At 34.9% G+C, this 17,783-nt stretch carries 16 protein-coding genes; 2 read left to right on the top strand and 14 right to left on the bottom strand.

All coding sequences use genetic code 11. The annotated features are described in order from the left end of the window. Nucleotides 1-3: 3 nt before the first annotated feature. The 14 genes from J2772_RS04185 to J2772_RS04120 form a co-directional block, all read right to left on the bottom strand. Nucleotides 4-729, bottom strand: coding sequence for an SDR family NAD(P)-dependent oxidoreductase (locus J2772_RS04185; RefSeq protein ID WP_209913612.1), 726 nt, complete (start codon nt 727-729; stop codon nt 4-6). Next, nucleotides 729-2,051, bottom strand: coding sequence for an FAD-binding oxidoreductase (locus J2772_RS04180; RefSeq protein WP_209913610.1), 1,323 nt, complete (start codon nt 2,049-2,051; stop codon nt 729-731). The genes J2772_RS04185 and J2772_RS04180 overlap by 1 nt, the downstream gene beginning before the upstream one ends. Then, on the bottom strand, nt 2,048-2,935 hold the full coding sequence (locus J2772_RS04175) for a decaprenyl-phosphate phosphoribosyltransferase (protein ID WP_209913608.1): 888 nt from the start codon (nt 2,933-2,935) through the stop codon (nt 2,048-2,050). The genes J2772_RS04180 and J2772_RS04175 overlap by 4 nt, the downstream gene beginning before the upstream one ends. Before the next feature lie 108 nt (nt 2,936-3,043). Further along, nucleotides 3,044-3,733 carry an OmpA family protein gene (locus J2772_RS04170; RefSeq protein WP_209913606.1) on the bottom strand — a complete coding sequence of 230 codons (690 nt, stop codon included), beginning with the start codon at nt 3,731-3,733 and terminating at the stop codon, nt 3,044-3,046. 26 nt (nt 3,734-3,759) lie between these two features. Then, nucleotides 3,760-4,251: a lipocalin family protein gene (locus J2772_RS04165; protein WP_045494128.1), complete on the bottom strand. Its 492-nt coding sequence runs from the start codon at nt 4,249-4,251 to the stop codon at nt 3,760-3,762. A gap of 226 nt (nt 4,252-4,477) precedes the next feature. Continuing rightward, nucleotides 4,478-6,151 carry a S8 family serine peptidase gene (locus J2772_RS04160; RefSeq protein WP_209913604.1) on the bottom strand — a complete coding sequence of 558 codons (1,674 nt, stop codon included), beginning with the start codon at nt 6,149-6,151 and terminating at the stop codon, nt 4,478-4,480. Between the two features lie 80 nt (nt 6,152-6,231). Then, nucleotides 6,232-6,849 (bottom strand): WbqC family protein, encoded by a 618-nt coding sequence (locus tag J2772_RS04155; RefSeq protein WP_410494384.1) that lies wholly within the window; start codon nt 6,847-6,849, stop codon nt 6,232-6,234. A 57-nt stretch (nt 6,850-6,906) separates the two neighbouring features. Continuing rightward, nucleotides 6,907-8,556, bottom strand: a complete 1,650-nt coding sequence (lepB, locus tag J2772_RS04150; protein ID WP_209913601.1) for a signal peptidase I — start codon at nt 8,554-8,556, stop codon at nt 6,907-6,909. A gap of 132 nt (nt 8,557-8,688) precedes the next feature. Next, nucleotides 8,689-9,390 carry a 4-hydroxy-tetrahydrodipicolinate reductase gene (gene dapB / locus J2772_RS04145; protein ID WP_209913599.1) on the bottom strand — a complete coding sequence of 234 codons (702 nt, stop codon included), beginning with the start codon at nt 9,388-9,390 and terminating at the stop codon, nt 8,689-8,691. 60 nt (nt 9,391-9,450) lie between these two features. After that, nucleotides 9,451-10,089, bottom strand: a complete 639-nt coding sequence (locus tag J2772_RS04140; protein WP_209913597.1) for a DUF5683 domain-containing protein — start codon at nt 10,087-10,089, stop codon at nt 9,451-9,453. After that, a complete protein-coding gene (locus J2772_RS04135) occupies nt 10,090-10,980 on the bottom strand; it encodes a ParB/RepB/Spo0J family partition protein (RefSeq protein ID WP_209913596.1) in 891 nt (296 codons plus the stop codon). Between the two features lie 69 nt (nt 10,981-11,049). Continuing rightward, nucleotides 11,050-11,823, bottom strand: a complete 774-nt coding sequence (locus tag J2772_RS04130; RefSeq protein WP_209913594.1) for a ParA family protein — start codon at nt 11,821-11,823, stop codon at nt 11,050-11,052. A 163-nt stretch (nt 11,824-11,986) separates the two neighbouring features. Further along, nucleotides 11,987-12,838, bottom strand: a complete 852-nt coding sequence (locus tag J2772_RS04125; protein WP_209913592.1) for an energy transducer TonB — start codon at nt 12,836-12,838, stop codon at nt 11,987-11,989. A gap of 640 nt (nt 12,839-13,478) precedes the next feature. After that, nucleotides 13,479-14,765: an adenylosuccinate synthase gene (locus J2772_RS04120; protein WP_209913590.1), complete on the bottom strand. Its 1,287-nt coding sequence runs from the start codon at nt 14,763-14,765 to the stop codon at nt 13,479-13,481. Between the two features lie 164 nt (nt 14,766-14,929). Between J2772_RS04120 and J2772_RS04115 the strand changes: the two genes are divergently transcribed. Next, nucleotides 14,930-16,669 carry an NACHT domain-containing protein gene (locus J2772_RS04115; RefSeq protein ID WP_209913588.1) on the top strand — a complete coding sequence of 580 codons (1,740 nt, stop codon included), beginning with the start codon at nt 14,930-14,932 and terminating at the stop codon, nt 16,667-16,669. Nucleotides 16,670-16,713: 44 nt separating this feature from the next. Then, a complete protein-coding gene (locus J2772_RS04110) occupies nt 16,714-17,607 on the top strand; it encodes an alpha/beta fold hydrolase (protein ID WP_245365120.1) in 894 nt (297 codons plus the stop codon). Nucleotides 17,608-17,783 lie beyond the last annotated feature (176 nt).

The raw sequence follows: 17,783 nt of genomic DNA, 5'->3' as shown, positions 1-17,783 counted from the left end.
TTTTTAAAGCTTTAACTTTTTAAATATAAATTCAGGAATATTCCTGATAATCATCATAATAAGACTCCAAATCGGCAAAACATAGGCCACGTTCTTTTGTTTTTTGAACGCTTTATAAATACAAGCTGCTGCCTGCTTGGGAGTTGCGGTTAATTTAGGATTTAAAGGCAGGCCTTCTGTCATTTTAGTTGCCATAAACCCAGGTTTTACCGTTAGTACATGTACTTTTTTACTGAAAAGATAATTTCTGAGACCACTCAGATAAGCTGTAAAAGCAGCTTTTGCACTTCCGTAAATAAAATTACTCTGTCTTCCACGATCTCCTGCCACTGATGAAAGCCCAATGATCGTTCCAGATCTTCTGCTTTCAAATTTATGGGCAAAATAGTTCATTACCGGAATCAGTTTAGAGTAATTGATATTAATAATACGCTCTGTATTCTTATTATCATACAAGCCTTCTTCGGTTCCTTCTCCTAAATATCCTACGGCACAAAATAATACATTTGAATTGATATAATCAAATTTGTTATAATCAATTTCGTTCAACAGATCCAGCTCTATTACTTCGGACTGCTGCAGAAATTTCACATCAATATGTCTTGCAAACCTTTCTGTAGTTTCTTTATTTGAGGTAAAAAGATAGATTTTTTCAAACTTTTCTCCTTCCTGAAGTGCTTTTTCCACAAAAGCCTGTGCCACTTCAGATGTACTTCCCAGAACTATCATTATGAGTTGTTGTTATTTAAGATTCTTTTGTGCTGTAAAGACACAAATTTAGGACTTCGAATGTTTTTCAGATAATTGGTTAATGAGGATCTGCTCATACTGTCTTTGGTAAGATAAATTCTTCCTCCAAACTCCTGAACAATACTATCCAACTCCTCTACCAGTTTTTTAAGTTTTGAATTTACTTTAAAATCCAGTGCCAGTGTATACCCTTCTACAGGGAAAGAATTATAAGCTTCCGGGTTATTTTTCCCGAAAAGTTTCAACACGGCTAAGAATGAACCATTTCCACTGTTGGCGATCGTTTCAAGAATTCTTTTCATTCCTTCTTTTCCAGATTCTTTCGGAATCACCATCTGATATTGTATGAACCCGGATTTCCCGTAGATTTTATTCCATTCATTAATGGCATCTAAAGGATAAAAAAACGTTTCATAATCAATAAAGTTCTTAACTTCTTTTTTGGATTGTTTTTTATAATACAACCAGTTGAAAATCTTTACTGTCAAGGCATTCAATACAAATCCCGGAAAATAAAAAGGAATAGTAGGCTGTAACTTGTTCTTTAATCTTAAAGGAGTTTTTGCCATACTCTGAGGCAATTCGTGCTGGAAAGCATGTTCTCCTCTCATCAGAATACTTCTTCCGATATTTTTTCCTTTCTGAAGACAGTCAATCCATGCTACGGTATACGTCCAGCTTTCACTTTCGTCAAACAGTTTAAAGATCTCATCAAGGTTTTCTGCTTTGATACTTTCCTGGCGGATATAAGCAGATTCTATATTTTTAAGCTTAAATTTTGCAGTCAGAATGATCCCTGTAAGTCCCATTCCACCAATGGTAGCCCAGAACTTTTCTGAATTTTCTTCTCTTGAACAGGTAATAATTTCCCCATTCTCAACCATCAGTTTAAATTCAATCACATATTCTGAAAAACAACCTTCTGCGTGGTGATTCTTTCCATGTACATCAGAAGCAATAGCTCCACCCACGGAAACAAATTTTGTTCCCGGAGTTACATACAGGAAGTATCCCTGCTGAACTGAAATTTCAAGCACCTCCGAGAGTAATACTCCGGATTCACACTCTATAATCCCGTTCAAGCGGTCAAAACTGATGAATTTATTTAATTTTTTGGTAGAAAATATGCTTTCACCCAATGAAGCATCTCCATAACATCTTCCGTTTCCTCTTGCAATAACTTCATTGTGGTTGAGTACGAATTCTTTTATGTTTTTGAAGCTGTCTTCAGATCTCATTTCTTTTTCTACTACCGGGTAATTACCCCAGTTTGTAACTTTCTGTGTGAAATTCGGCTTCATTTCTTAAAGTAAATTTGAATTAAAAATGTGGCCACCCAAAGTAATAAAGTAACCTGTATATAACGGTCTCTGTACACAATTTTTGTAGGAGATTCTGTTCTATTGTACACCAGTGTCTGCTGCAGATATCTTAGAAGAGCAAATACAACGAAAATTACGGTATAAAATACTCTTTCATGGAATCTTGCCTGTACTTCCGGTGAAAGGGTAAACATCAGATAGCAAATAATCGCCAATGTGATGGATATAGACAATGCAATGTCTGCAAACTGTACATTATAACCATCCAGAGCTTTTCTTGTTTTTCCTGAAACCTGCGCATTGATAAGTTCTCCTCTCCTTTTTCCGATAGCTAATACTAATGCCAGAACAAAAGTTAATAAGATCGCCCATTGGGAAATACTGATCCCGGTAATGTAACCGCCTGCCAAAACCCGCAGTACAAATCCTATAGCAATGATAAAAATATCAATGATTGGAACATGCTTTAATCTGAAAGTATACGCAAGATTCATCAACACATAAAAAGCAATAATGGTTGCGAATTTCCACAGCGGCTGCTGAAAATACAGCTGGGCAAAACCTACAAAAGCGATATCTGCAATCACGAGCCCTATGAGGATTCCTATTGCAGTAGATTTTGAGATGGCACCACTTGCCAGTGGACGTCTTCTTTTTTCAGGGTGTTTCCTGTCCGCTTCAATGTCATTATAATCATTAAGAATATAAACAACACTTGCTGCGAATGAGAAAATGATAAAAGCAAAGATACTTTTGGTAAGTAAATCAAGGTTGGTAATATTACCGGAGAAAAATAGAGGGACAAATACAAAAAGGTTTTTCACCCATTGCTCTACACGGAGCAGTTTTAAATATTTTTTCATTTATGTTATTTCAATTACAAAAATAATAAATTAAAAATTGACTGGCATAAAAATACAAAAAAAACCGCCGGGGCGGTCTTTTACGAAAATATTTATATGTTAAATTAATTACTGCCCTTGCTTGGCATCGTTAATCATTTTTTCATTTGCAGTAATAGCGAATTCAACTCTTCTGTTTTTAGCTCTTCCTTCGTCTGTATCGTTGCTTGCCACCGGCATATTTTTACCTTCACCTTTAGTGAACATTCTGCTTCCTGCCAATCCTTTTCCTACTAAATAAGCTTTTACAGCATCTGCTCTTCTTTGAGAAAGTGCTACGTTGTATGCATCTTTACCTACGCTGTCTGTGTGACCATAGATATTGATATTCGTATCCGGATTATCAACCAATACTTTAGCTAATTTATCTAAATTACTCTGGGCAACAGAAGTAAGATTTGAAGAGTCGAAAGCAAAGTTTACGATACTTTCATTCATCGTAACTTTAATACCGTCTCCTACTCTTTCTACCTGAGCACCTGGTAAAGTTTCTTTAATATCTTTAGCCTGCTTATCCATTTTGTTACCGATGACGTTACCAGCAACACCACCAATAATACCACCTAGTACAGCACCAATAGCACCGTTTCCACCTTTTCCTACATTGTTTCCAAGGATTCCCCCTAGTACAGCTCCTGAAGCTACTCCTACAGCAGTACCTCTTTGTTGGTGATTAGAATTCTGAACCGCTTCACAGCTTGTCAATAATAATGCTGATGACAAGAAAAGGGCTCCTACGTATGTTTTAGTAAATTTCATTTTTTTAATCTTTTATGTTATTTAAATTATTTCATTCCAGTTCTTTCGAAGTTGTAAACAACTTTTACACTTCCTCCTTCAAACGGAACGTCTTGCTGAAGAGAAAACTGATCTGTACTTTGGTTGATTACCGATAAAGTATAACCTGCTACATTCTGTTTTGCTTTTGTACCTGCAAGAACTTTTTTAAACATAAATGTATCACCATTCTTGATTTCAAACTTGATAGGCTGTGTAATTGCCGGGCAGCTTCCTCCTCCATTCAGAGTGTAAGCACCTGTCCAGTTGTTAGGAATTAATCTCCAGTGGCTTCCAACGAAACACTGCGCATCCGCCCCTTCGTCAAAAGGCTTAATTTTATACCCTTTATCGTAGTCTATGCTCACAATCTGCCAATCTCCTTTTAATTTAAGAAAATCTGCTCTTTGATTCTGAGATGTAGCTGCGTTATTCACAGAGGAACAAGACACTGCAAAAAGTGATGTTCCTAACATCCCTGCAAGTAGTAACTTTTTCATTTTGTTGTTTATTATTTTGTTACAATAAAGTTACAAAAAACCGTGCCAAAATTGTAATTAAAAAATAAAAAAGTCCGAAAAATTTCGGACTTTTTTATTAGATATTTAAAAATGAATATTTTAGCTTTTTTTTTAAAGAAAGCAAAACAGCATTATATCGCGGTTTTTCCTTTATATCTCTAAGTTTTCCGTTCATAAAACGGATACTTCAATCATTTATAAATAATTATTTTTTAACGGCTTTGATTGCTTTTTTAACAACAGAAGCTTTGCTTCCGTTATAGAAGTTATTATAAGCATATTCAGCAGCTTTTTTCACATCTATAACACCTCCTGCTACAGAAAAATCAGCGAATCCATTAGTTGCACTCAGATTGCTTGATTTTTTTAATGACTCAATAATTTGGTCAGGTTTAAGATTCGGCATATAAGCCAACAGAACTGCTGCAGCCCCGGATACCACCGGAGAAGCCATGGATGTTCCGTCTAAATATTCATACTTACTTCCTTTAACTGTTGAGTAAATTCTTTCCCCTGGAGCAAAAACATCTACCATTTTCTTATTGAAGTTAGAGAAGCTTGCTCTAAGTGCATTGTTATCATTTGTACTTGCCCCTACTACAACCACGTTATTAACAAATGGTTTTTCATCATTAACATTTTTATAGTTGGTAGGATATGCTAAATGTTCTGCAACGTCTTCATTTTCATTACCGGCAGCTTTTACTAAAAGAACACCCTTATCTTCAGCATATTTGAATGCATCCCAAACTACATTTTTACCAGGAGAAACAGGCTTACCGAAGCTCATATTCAGAATTTTAGCACCATTATCTACAGCATATCTAATTGCATTGGCAACGTCTTTATCTCTTTCATCTCCATTAGGCACAGCTCTTACTGTCATAATTTTAGCAACTCTTGAAGCAATACCGTGCTGAATTTCTTTACCTTGAGGAAGCCCTGCAATAATTCCGGCTACGTGAGTTCCGTGCTCTGCATCAGGTCCTTCATAATGATTGTTTCCGTAATTCTTTTCAGAATAGTCATCATAATTATCTCCTACAATTTCTTTTCTTGGATCATATGAAAGGTCGTATTGCTTTGCTGCAGGAGCAAAATGATCGATAGCCTCCTTCATATCTTTTTTCATTCTCTCTTCAAATTCTGCAGAAGATTTTCCTTTAAAGTCCGGGCTTTGAGAAACCTGGCTTAACACTTCCAGAGCAACGGCATCCTTTTGATCCGTAGGCTTATTAATGGAAGCAATATTTTCTGCAGTTACCGGTTTCCCCCCCAACAGCTTCACCATATTTGGGATCAGCTCATTAATCATAGAGTACGTTCTGAAGTTTTGCTGAGACTCAACACTTTTCTTTGTGAAAAGATCTTTGGCTTTCATGTACATAGCAAAGTCTTCCGGCATTTTAGCCTGATTAGCTTTGTTTTTTGCAGAGTCATCTCCTTCAAACAGAGGTTTGTATTTGGCAACAACTCTTGTTACTTCCATATTATCGATATCAATATCACCGTTTTTCCCTCCTATGAAGTTCCATCCGTGAATATCATCGACATATCCGTTTCCATCATCATCTTTCCCGTTTCCAGGCACTTCATTAGGATTGCTCCACATATTTTTAACCAATCCCGGATGATCTACCTGTACTCCACTATCCAAAACTCCTACGATTACCGTTTTAGGCTTCAACCCTTTTGATTCCAGATACTTATATGCATTTTCTGTATTAACACCATACACTTTTGAAGTGGCAAAATCTTTGTGATACCACATCATTAGATTTTTATCTTCTTTTGGATCAGTACTTTTAGTTTTTGACTCCTGTGCAAAGGAAAATCCTAAACCTGTCAAAAAAACTGCAGCTAATAATACCTTTTTCATATATTGATATTTGTTTTAAAGTCATATAACAGCCGTCATCCGTTTGTTCGCAATGAAATTTAGGTATTGACGACCTTCTATTAATGTTTTATATTTTTTATGTAAATAAGCGATTCGGGGCCTTTGTTACAGATAAGATCCAAAACCGATAAATCTTCTAAAAATCCGAATTTATCTGAGAAAGTCTGATAATAGCTTTCCATTTCAAATTCTGAAGGAAGTTTTGCGGAAAATTTTTCTCTAAAACTGATCCCTTCCGGATTTTTGATATATTCTTCATTCAAAGAGTGTGCCTTTTCTGTTTTCAGTATTTGTTGGATGGCTTCTAGCCCTTTGAGGTTAAAATCCAAAAGAAACTTTTCTTTCAGATCAAATATTTTTCTGAACTTATCTTCATAATATTCGAAGTAAGGAGAACTCTGATATGCTGTCTGAATTGATTTCCAGTGAAGTGTTCTCCAATCTTCCCTGTAAGAAATCTCAACATCTTTAAATTCTCTTTTCCCGTTATGATTGATAGGAATAATCAAAGATAATTTCCCGTTAGCCCCATAGATATTGGCTCTGTTTCTATAGGTCTGCTTTGGAAAGTTCTCAAACTGTTCCAATACTACTTCATTTTCAGCATCTAAAAACACTGAAAACCATGAAACCGGCGGCATATAAAATACCGGCAATAAAACATTCTTCATATTCATAATGCAAAAATGAAGTATTTTTTCAAATACTTCATTCTATTTTAAGTTTAATTTTATTTATAATTCGTCTTCTGTTTTTTTCTTTCTGAATAATTTCACGAAATACTCCCAACCGAAGAATAATACTAAAATCATTGCAGCAATCCACCAATATGAAGTTTTATTGGCTTCTCCTGTGTTTGTTGCTTTAAACATTCTATCCCAACGGATTTTGAATGGTGCCTGATACGAAGAACTGCTGTCTGCAAAAGCTCCCTGAAGACTCATCCATGTAAACATTGGTTTTCCAACGATATTTTCTTCCGGAACGAAACCAAAGAACCTTGCATCTAATGAAGCATCTCTGTTATCTCCTACCATCATATAATAATCCTGTTGAATAGTATATTGATTCGCTTCTTTTCCGTTGATAAAGATTTTTCCATTCTTCTTTTCTAAGCTGTTATGCTCGTATTCAGAAATAATCCACTGGAACATGGGAAGCGTTTCATTATTGATGGCTACCACGTCTCCTTTTTTAGGGATTCTTACTGGTCCGTACCAATCCTGATTCCAAGGTTTGTTAACAGGGAAAATTGACTGTGTTGTATCGATTTTTGTTCTGGCTTCATCTCTATAAGCTATTGCAGCTTCTCCTTTCACCGAAACATCTTCATTCATCGTAATTACATGAGGAAGCTCTTTAATATCTTTAGCAATCTTATCTGTCAGACCTTGAAAAGCATAAATAAATCCTCCGTTATTCTGCTGTTGTTCCACTACTGGCAAAAACCCATAAGCTTTATATAATGTAGGAATGTCTAACTGACTATCTGTAGTTACAATATATCTGTGCTGTACTTCCTGATCTCCTAAAACTGCTTCAGGCTTTCCGTTCACAAAAAGTCTTCCGGCTCTCATTTCAAAAGTATCACCTGCTGTAGCCACGCATCTTTTTACATAAGGGTCTTTTCTATCGATTGCTGTATGAACAGAATCCTGAGGATAGTTAAAAACTACTACATCATTTTTCTGTGGTTTATTGAATTGTAAAATTCTTGTATAAGGCAGTTTAATTCCATCTGCATAGGATTTAGGATCATCTTTCGGATTCCCTTTCTCCCCTGTATCCATAATTGTTCCCTGAAGGAATGGTATTGCTACTGGGCGCATTGGGAGTCTGTATCCATAGCTCCATTTGTTTACAAAAAGGAAATCTCCTACTAAAAGGGTTCTCTCCATGGAACCTGTAGGAATCCCGAACGGCTGGGTTACAAAAACGTGAATAATGGTTGCAAATACTACTGCGAAGGTAATAGACCCCAAAAATGTATCTTTCTTTTTTGCTTCTTTTTCTTCATCGGTAAGAAACAGGTCATTTGCATTTTCATCTTCCAGTTCTACATCTTTAGAATAGTTGATGGTTGCCATATAGATAAACGGAAGAATCACGGTAAGGATCTGATCCTTGAAAAGTGTTTTTCCAAATTTCTTCACTAAATAAAGATGGAAAACAGACATCATGATTGGTCCTACAATCGGAAGATATGAAAGGATGGCCCACCATTTCGGATGTTTTGTCTCTTTCAGGATAATAAAATAGTTATAGAAAGGGATAAATGCAAATAAAGGACTGTACCCCATTTTCTTAAACAACTTCCATGTTGAAATCCCCATTAATACGGATAAAATGAGGACATACACTGTATACGTTAAAAAATAATTCATAATTTTTTTGTGCCTGTTCTTATGATATAAATGATAAATGATGAGTAATAAATGATAACAGCTTTTCCGCTATTGACAATTCACTATTCACCATTTTCATAATTGGTCTGCAATTTACAGAATTTGTTACAATTAAAGCCCTAAAACGTCCTTCATTCCGAAGTTTCCTTTTTTGTCTTTGATCCATTCGGCAGCTACTACTGCTCCTAATGCAAAGCCATTTCTGTTGAATGCGGTATGCTTGATCTCAATTTCATCCACTTCGCTTCTGTAGAAAACACTATGAGTTCCAGGAACTTCATCTTCACGAACAGCGAAAATTCCCAGCTGGTTACCTTCTGTTTCTTCCAGTTTCCAGGCATCAAATTTCGAATTGTGATTGATGATTCCTTCTGCTATAGAGATGGCGGTTCCGCTTGGAGCGTCTTTTTTATGGATGTGGTGAATTTCTTCCAGCTGACAAGAGTATTCATCTACGTTCTTCATCAGACCTGCTAATTTTTCATTCAAAGCAAAGAATAAATTAACACCTAAACTAAAGTTTGAACCATATAAAAATGCTGTACCATTGTCTACAGCCAGTTTTTCTATTTCAGCTTTCTGATCCAGCCATCCTGTTGTTCCGCAGATTACGGGAATTTCATTTTCAAGACAGGCTTTGATATTGTCATAAGCAACTTCCGGTAAGGAAAATTCAATAACAACATCCGGATTATTAAGATTTTCAGCAGTTGGGGTTTCCTTCAGGCGGGCCACTACTTCGTGACCTCTTTTTTGTGCGATCTCATCAATGATCTTACCCATTTTACCGTAACCAACTAATGCTATTTTCATGTAATCTTTTTTATGTTTATTATTACACATCACCTTTCGGTTTTATGTATGTATTGTCTATTAAAATCTATAACTTAAAGCAAATCCTGTTTTTGGTGTATCAAATCCATATTGATCTTGGATCAACGATGGTTTAAAGGTCAAATCAGGGTCATGGCGGCTTTCATAAAGATGTGCGTCTACTACGGCATCTACAATATTCAATATATAGATAAGCCCTGTAATGGCAATTGCATAATCTCTTTGCCTTTTTGCTCTGTCCTGAGCATTTCCTAACGCTCTCTTGTCTAACCAGGGACGGGCATCCACAAATTCATTGGGGGTACCGTTTAGCTTAGCAATATAGTATTCGCGGTATTTCTTGTATTGATTATCATTCCATATCGCAATCCCTACTCCTGCTCCTACAGCTCCCCAAACAATTGGAATTTTCCAGTATTTTTTATTATAGAACTGCCCTAAACCCGGCAATACAGCTGAGTATAATCCAGCTCTGGTTGGGTTAAGTTTTACAGTTACTCTGGTAGGTCCGTTTGCTTTTTCAAGATCTTCAATAATCTTTGCTTCCGTTTTGCTTGGTTTTACCAAACGGAGTTCTTCTTTCGGAGGTGTCTGTATCCGAACTGTATCAATAGGGGCAACTTGTGAGTAAGCCCATGCAGCGATACACAAGAAAAATGTGAAAAATATTTTCTTCATTTATTTAATATGGGATAAAATATATTCCAGCTCTTCTTCATTTTTGAAGTCCAGAACAATTTTACCTTTTTTACCATTTCCAGAAGCCTTGATTTCCACTTTTACATCCAGGATGTCAGCGATAGTCTTCTGGGCTCTTTTATAGTTATTGGAAAGTTCTGCATTTACTTTTTTAGCAACCGCAGATTTTGGATTTTTTAATGCTGCCGCGGCCTGTTCAGCCTGGCGGACATTTAATTTTTCTTTAATGATCAAATCGAATAAAACCTGTTGATCTTCTTCACTTTCAACACTGATGATAGCTCTACCATGTCCAGCAGAAATTTCCCCGCTTCTGATGGCATTCTGAATATCCGGATTCAATCTTAACAACCTGATTGAATTGGTAATGGTACTTCTATCCTTTCCTATTCTCTGGCTTAGATTTTCCTGAGTAAGACCGATTTCTTCCAAAAGCCTGTGATAAGTAAGGGCAATTTCGATGGCATCAAGATCTTCTCTCTGGATATTTTCAACAAGAGCCATTTCAAGGAGCTCCTGATCATTCACTAAACGGATATATGCAGGAACGGTTGTTAACCCTGCAATTTTACTTGCTCTGTAACGTCTTTCCCCAGATATGATCTCGAATTTTTCACCGTCTTTTCTTAGGGTAATCGGTTGGATGATCCCTAAATTTTTAATAGACTGTGCTAATTCTTCTAATGCTTTTTCATCAAAATAAGTTCTCGGCTGCGTTGGGTTCGGATATATATCTTCAAGCGCAACTTCTACAATATTTCCCACAAACTTATCTGCTCCCTCATCTGTAGCGGAATTGACAGTTGCTTTGGATTCTGCACTTAAAATGGCGCCCAAGCCGCGTCCCATAGCTCTTTTTTTGTCCTTCATAGATATAATTGATAAATGATGTTTGGTAAGTGATGCCTAGCATTCACTCATTGGCCATTTATTATTAATTTAATTCTTTACTAAATTTTCGTTCTTTAAAAGAACTTCTTCAGCTAACTGAATATACTGAACCGCTCCTTTACTTTCTGCATCATAGTTTAGGATACTTTCTCCAAAACTCGGCGCTTCACTCAATCTTACGTTTCTGCTGATGATTGTTTCAAAAACCATTTCCGGGAAGTGAAGATTTACTTCTTCTACTACCTGGTTAGATAGTCTTAATCTGCTGTCATACATAGTAAGAAGGAGACCTTCTATTCCAAGATCTTTGTTATGGATCTTCTGAACATTTTTAACGGTATTCAAAAGTTTTCCAAGTCCTTCTAATGCAAAGTACTCACACTGGATCGGAATAATTACAGAATCTGCTGCAGTAAGAGCATTCACTGTAATCAGACCTAAACTCGGTGCACAGTCGATGATGATATAGTCATAATCATCTCTTACACTGGCCAGGGCTTTTTTCAACATATATTCACGATCTTCCTTGTCTACCAATTCGATCTCTGCTGCTACCAGGTCTATATGTGATGGAATAATATCCAGATTCGGCGTTGCCGTTCTTTTGATACAGGTTCTTGTATCTGCACTATGCTCCAGTAGATTATATGTGGAATACTGAACATCTTCTACTCCCAAACCAGATGTTGCATTGGCCTGAGGGTCAGCGTCAATAATCAATATTTTCTTTTCCAATACTCCTAATGCTGCTGCTAAGTTTACAGCGGTAGTAGTTTTTCCTACCCCACCTTTTTGATTAGCAATACCTATGATTTTTGCCATTATTAGAACTTTAAGTTTCAAAAATACACTTTTTTCTTCGCTCCCGATAGATGGGGAAAATCAAAATTGAGTTAAAATATTGTTAATAAGCAATTTAGCGATAAAAAAAATTATCCACAAAAAAAAATCTTTGTGGATAACTATTAAAAATTGATTTTTGATATTAATTATCAAACTTCATGGAGATTGGAAACTTGAAGTAACTTCTCACAAATTCACCTTTTTTATTTTTGGCGGGAACCCATGTTCCTTTGTTTGAAATTGCCTTCACTGTTCTGATTGCCTCATTGTTAAAATCGGCATTGGTTCCGTTAGCTTTTACCCCTGAAATTGTTCCATCCATTTCTACAATGAATGTAACTGTAGTTTTTACTATTTCTTCTGATTCAAATCCCGAACCATCGAAGTTGTTCATGACTTTATTTCTGAAAGAATCTATTCCGCCTTTAAAATTGGCTTCTACACCAAGTTCTCCTGCTTCTGCAATTTTATTTTTATCCACCGGATCCTGAATTGTTGGTGGCGGCGTATTGATTACCGGTCCTGAACTCACAGGCAGCGTTGTAGGAACATGGGTATTAGGTTCTACCACATCTCCTTTAAAATGATTTGTAAATCCTGCTACAGCATCATCCGGAACAGGATCTTTTTTTACATTATCCTGAGCGTCTCTTGATGGCGTAGGAACCGTTCTGTCAAATGTTTTTACATCCGGAGCCGTTGCGGGCTTTACAGGTGTAATTGTTACTGGTGGAGTAACCTGTGTGTCTGGAATCTCTGGCATAAAGTCAATAATAACTCCTCCCGGTTCTTCTGCCACAGGCTCTGTTTTAAATGCTGAGATAGCAAGTGGAGTAATTGAAATTGCCGCCAATAAACTTACTCCTACAAAAAGTGCTTTGGTTAGTATTCTATCTGATTCGTTTCTTAATACATAGGCACCGTATTCTTTGTTGCGGTGTTCAAAAAGAACTTCATTAAAACGAAATTCCTGGTTCTGATTCTGGTGTTTCATCACTATTACTATTTAAACTGTTAAAAAAATGTGATTATTAGTTTTATTAGTTCTTATCGATAAGCAATGTTTCAATATCAAAATATTTGCCAGAATTTTACCAAAACAACATAATATTATAAAATTTTATGAAAATGTTTAAATTTTAACATTTCAACTATTGAAAATATATACCTAAAATTCACCAGGGTATTGAATTACGTAAAAATCATCAGCAGCATTATCAATGGTATTAATAAGCCCGCCGTATTGATAATAATGAGAATTACCGAACTGATCTTTGCTCTTTTATAACTTTTACCGGCAAAATAAATACCAGCAATGCTAAACAACAAGCTACAAACAATAAATAGTATCGGCAGAAAATTACTATGGATATTTATTGGCAGCCCTAAATAAACAATTATCAAAACAGCATATGCAATGGTAAAGTATAAGCTAATTACAATATTGTTCATTGTAAATTGAGGTACTCTATTGTTTTCCATTGGATTATATATAAGATTTTTCAATAACATCAATATTTTGAGAGTACATTATTATCCATGTCAAGGTTTAATCATCTATGTCAACATAGATAGCAAACAAAAAAAGAGACTATCAAATGATAGCCTCTCTGTTATTATATAGTCTAAGAATATTAGAATAATTCTTTTCTGATGATGTTCTGACTTCTTTCAGGACCTACAGAAACTAAGTATACATTGATTCCTAAATATTTCTCGATAAACTCGATGTATTTCTGAGCATTGTCCGGAAGTTCATCATAGCTTCTCGCTTTTGTGATATCTTCCTCCCAACCTGGTAAATCCTGGTAGATAGACTCATAGTTGTATAACTTCTCTGTTGACGAAGTAAAGTAATCGATAATTTTTCCGTCTTCAGTTTTGTAATGCGTAACGATTTTAAGGTTTTCAATTCCTGTAAGAACGTCTAATTTTGTAATGACAAGGTTATTGATCCCGTTAATCATACAAGCATGCTTTAAAGAAACAAGGTCTAACCAACCTGTTCTTCTTGGTCTACCTGTAGTTGCTCCAAATTCACCACCAATTTGTCTGATCTTCTCACCTAATTCGTTGTCTAATTCAGATGGGAAAGGTCCGTTACCTACTCTTGTACAGTATGCTTTTGCAACACCAATCAGGTTTTGAAGCGATGTTGGCGGAACTCCTGCTCCTGAACAAACTCCTCCTGTAGATGGAGAAGATGAAGTTACATACGGATAAGTACCGAAGTCGATATCAAGCATTAAAGCCTGTGCTCCTTCAAATAAAACGTTTTTACCGTCTCTGATGGCTTCGTTTAGCTCTAATTCAGTATCAACGATTCTGTCCTGAAGCTGTTTTCCGATCTCTAAATATTCGTTGTAAATTTCTTCAACGTCTAATGTCGGTTTTCCGTAATATTTTTCAAAAAGAGAATTTTTAAATTTTAAGTTTTTCTCAATTTTATCTCTTAAAATCTCAGGGTTTAATAGGTCAACCATTCTGATTCCGACTCTTGCGATTTTATCTTCGTAGCAAGGTCCGATTCCTTTTTTGGTTGTTCCGATCTGAGTTCCTCCGTGCTCCTCTTCACGGTAAGTATCCAAAAGGATGTGGTAAGGCATGATCACATGCGCTCTTCTGCTGATAAAAATGTGATCTGTTCTCAAGCCTTTGCTCTCGATTTGACCAACTTCTCTAATAAAAGACTTAGGGTTTACCACTACTCCGTTTGCAATGATACATTTCCCTTTGCATTGAAGAACTCCTGAAGGAAGAAGGTGTAGAACGAATTTCTCCTCACCAACATATACCGTGTGACCAGCGTTGTCTCCCCCTTGGAAACGTACTACATAGTCCGATTTTGCTGATAAAACATCCGTGATTTTACCTTTACCTTCATCTCCATACTGAAGACCTACAACTACATAAGTTGACATATTTTACTTTTGTTTTAAGATTCGTGCAAAATTACTTTTAAAAAAAATGACTGCCAAATTATAGGGGATATTTATTTTTGGGTAGGGTGAAAATCATCTATCAAAACAAACTTTTTATTCTACTTTTTTTAGCTAAATTTATATCTATTAAGTATCATTAAACAATGGATGAAAAAACAACTTTTGAATTAGCTAAATACCTTGGTGAAAAATTAAAAAATATTGTCGAGCCAAAATTAAAGCAAATAATTAGCAATAAAATCATCGAGTATACAACAGGTAATGCTAAAAAGTTTTCTTATATAAAAACAATTCTTCACAAAGAAAATGTTTTATTAAGCAAAATTTATTTCCCATTAAAATTAAAAACAATTAATAATATTGATCTAAACCTTAATATAAATAACTTTAATGACTTCCTAGACAAGACAAATAATGTTACTATAATTGCAAATGGTGGATCAGGAAAAACCACCTTTATTAAAAAATTTTATATTGAATGTGTAGTAAAATCCTATAAAATTCCTGTGATTTTTAATTTTAGAGATTTCAACGAAATTGAAATTTCTAAAAACACAAAGAAGAAAAAAATAACTGAAAATTATATGTTCATAGCTTTTAGTGACCATTTAATATTCAATAAAATAGGGTTAGATACTCAAACACTTGAAAAAATGTTTGAAAGTGGTGAATTTATTTTTTTTCTTGACGGTTATGATGAACTAGATAGTGAAATCAAAAATATTATAACAAAGGATTTCACAGACTTTGTAACTAAATTTTCTAAAAACAAATTCATCTTAACAACGAGACCATTTACAGCTGCTACAAATTTAGAAGGGTTTACTAATATTTACTTAAGTGGCATAGAAGGATTTGAGCAAGTAAAAATATTTATAAAAAAACAACTTTTCAACAATGAAGAATTAGCTTCTGCAGTTATTAACACTTTAAAACTAAAAGCTAATTCAAAATATTTAGAATTACTTAATAATCCTCTTTTTTTAATTCTTTTTATGAATTCATATGAAAGCTACCCTAAAATACCTCCTAAAAAATCTCAATTTTATTGGCAAGTATTTGATGCACTATTTGAAAAACATGAAACCTATTCTAAAAGTGGCTATCGAAGACCAAAGCTTTCAAAACTTGAAAGAGAAAAATTTGAATTTCTATTGAATGCTTTTGCCTTTATAAGCTATTTCCAAAACCTATTTAATTTTACCCAATTGCAATTTGAATCTATTATTAGAGACATTATTAAAAATTATAAGATTAATCTTAATATTGAAAATTACCTTGAAGATTTAAAAGTCGCTATGTCTCTAATAATTGAAGATGGAAATATTTTAAGTTTTATTCATAGATCTATTCAAGAATATTTTGCTGCGAGATATATATTTAATTTAAATGAAGAAACTCGAAAGGATTTTTTAAAAGAATTAGCAGAAAAACATAACCATAAAGGTCTTCATACATTCTTATTGGAATTAATATCTGAGCTATACCCTTATGAATTTAAAAAATATTACATTAAAGAACATATTAATCAATTTTATAGAAGTAATCAATATAAATTCGAAAATGATATAAGTTTGACAAAACTAGAAGGAAGCCTTAAAAACGTAATAAATTCTTTTAAAAACTTCAAAGAAATACTATTTTATTCAAAAGAATTTACAGAGATATTCAATAAGTTTATTAAGGAAAACACTTTTACTCCAAGTGATAATATAAATTTGATCATCAGTGGTAAAAGTATTAAGGATGCCCAAATTGCAACTGAGATTCTAATTCTTAATGAAAACAAATTAGCTTTTTTTGATTTAATTGATAATTTTATAGTAAATATTGATAACTCAAATAGGCCCTTAATTGATTTTGCTTTTAAATCTCATTATTAATACATATGGTTATTTTAAAAAAGTCTGATTATTTAGTCTCCAATATGAACAGCGACTCCCTGCTGTTCTCCACTCTATTTTTCCCACAAACAGCAAAAGCCACCCTCCTCATCGTACACGGTATGCAGGAACACAGTGGAAGATATGCAGAAATAGCAGAGTTCTTTGCCAATCATGGAATTGCAGTGCTTACGTATGACCATCTGGGCCATGGAAAATCTGTAAAAGAGAAAAAAGATATTGGTTTCTTTCAGCTTGAGAAACCGGATGAGAGATTAATTGCTGATGCAGAAATGATGGCAGATCATCTTGCAGCGCAATATCCGGATGTTCCTCATTTTATATTGGGACATTCGATGGGATCGTTTATTACCCGTTGCCTTCTTCAGCGAGCCAGTAAAAAATTTGCAGGGGCCATCATTACAGGTACTGGCGGACCTTTACCGGGAATTGATGTATTAAGAGGCTACTTATCATTAGCTAATATGATAGCACCTCATCATCGTACTTTTTTAAATTCTGTTTTTACGAAGGTAAACAATAAGCATTTTAAAAATGATAAAGACTTTGGTGATACGAGTTGGCTCAGCATTAATCCTAAAAACAGGACAGCTTTTGAACAGGATGAATTGTGTGGAATTCCTTTCACTCACAATGCTTTTTATACCCTGTTTACTGTTTATAAAAGAGCAACCTCAAGAAATTGGGCTGCTTCTATTTCGCCATCGTTCCCTTTTCTGTTTGTAAGCGGACAGGATGATCCGATTGGCGATTTCAGTAAAGGAGTTATACTTACCGTTAACCATTTAAAAGCTGATGGATTTCAGGATGTGAATGCAAAGATCTATCCGGGAATGCGTCATGAAATTTTAAATGAGGAGATACGGGAACAGGTGCTGAATGAGATTTATTATTGGATGTTGAAACATTGTCAATAGGTTCTTGCAGATTTTTCTTGTTATACTTTTGTCTTGAAACAAAAGTATACAAAAGTTCAAGACTGGAATCATCTGCTAAAAATTTAAATATACTCCTAAAATTCCCAAACTCGCATGGATCGCTTGATACAGCTTCGATTCGATGGGCCAGCCATGCTCAGACAGTGGGAATTTTT

Origin of the sequence: Chryseobacterium jejuense, assembly GCF_017877355.1 — a bacterium.
In the GTDB taxonomy this organism is placed as follows: Bacteria; Bacteroidota; Bacteroidia; order Flavobacteriales; family Weeksellaceae; genus Chryseobacterium; species Chryseobacterium jejuense_A.
The sequence above is the reverse complement of the archived record's forward strand: the minus strand, read 5'-3'. Positions and strand labels throughout refer to the sequence as shown.

Excerpts from the sequence above, each read along its gene's own strand:
- J2772_RS04185 (WP_209913612.1), bottom strand. The coding sequence starts at position 729 with ATGATAGTTCTGGGAAGTACATCTGAAGTGGCACAGGCTTTTGTGGAA.
- J2772_RS04180 (WP_209913610.1), bottom strand. The coding sequence starts at position 2,051 with ATGAAGCCGAATTTCACACAGAAAGTTACAAACTGGGGTAATTACCCG.
- J2772_RS04175 (WP_209913608.1), bottom strand. The coding sequence starts at position 2,935 with ATGAAAAAATATTTAAAACTGCTCCGTGTAGAGCAATGGGTGAAAAAC.
- J2772_RS04170 (WP_209913606.1), bottom strand. The coding sequence starts at position 3,733 with ATGAAATTTACTAAAACATACGTAGGAGCCCTTTTCTTGTCATCAGCA.
- J2772_RS04165 (WP_045494128.1), bottom strand. The coding sequence starts at position 4,251 with ATGAAAAAGTTACTACTTGCAGGGATGTTAGGAACATCACTTTTTGCA.
- J2772_RS04160 (WP_209913604.1), bottom strand. The coding sequence starts at position 6,151 with ATGAAAAAGGTATTATTAGCTGCAGTTTTTTTGACAGGTTTAGGATTT.
- J2772_RS04155 (WP_410494384.1), bottom strand. The coding sequence starts at position 6,849 with ATGAATATGAAGAATGTTTTATTGCCGGTATTTTATATGCCGCCGGTT.
- lepB (WP_209913601.1), bottom strand. The coding sequence starts at position 8,556 with ATGAATTATTTTTTAACGTATACAGTGTATGTCCTCATTTTATCCGTA.
- dapB (WP_209913599.1), bottom strand. The coding sequence starts at position 9,390 with ATGAAAATAGCATTAGTTGGTTACGGTAAAATGGGTAAGATCATTGAT.
- J2772_RS04140 (WP_209913597.1), bottom strand. The coding sequence starts at position 10,089 with ATGAAGAAAATATTTTTCACATTTTTCTTGTGTATCGCTGCATGGGCT.
- J2772_RS04135 (WP_209913596.1), bottom strand. The coding sequence starts at position 10,980 with ATGAAGGACAAAAAAAGAGCTATGGGACGCGGCTTGGGCGCCATTTTA.
- J2772_RS04130 (WP_209913594.1), bottom strand. The coding sequence starts at position 11,823 with ATGGCAAAAATCATAGGTATTGCTAATCAAAAAGGTGGGGTAGGAAAA.
- J2772_RS04125 (WP_209913592.1), bottom strand. The coding sequence starts at position 12,838 with ATGAAACACCAGAATCAGAACCAGGAATTTCGTTTTAATGAAGTTCTT.
- J2772_RS04120 (WP_209913590.1), bottom strand. The coding sequence starts at position 14,765 with ATGTCAACTTATGTAGTTGTAGGTCTTCAGTATGGAGATGAAGGTAAA.
- J2772_RS04115 (WP_209913588.1), top strand. The coding sequence starts at position 14,930 with ATGGATGAAAAAACAACTTTTGAATTAGCTAAATACCTTGGTGAAAAA.
- J2772_RS04110 (WP_245365120.1), top strand. The coding sequence starts at position 16,714 with ATGAACAGCGACTCCCTGCTGTTCTCCACTCTATTTTTCCCACAAACA.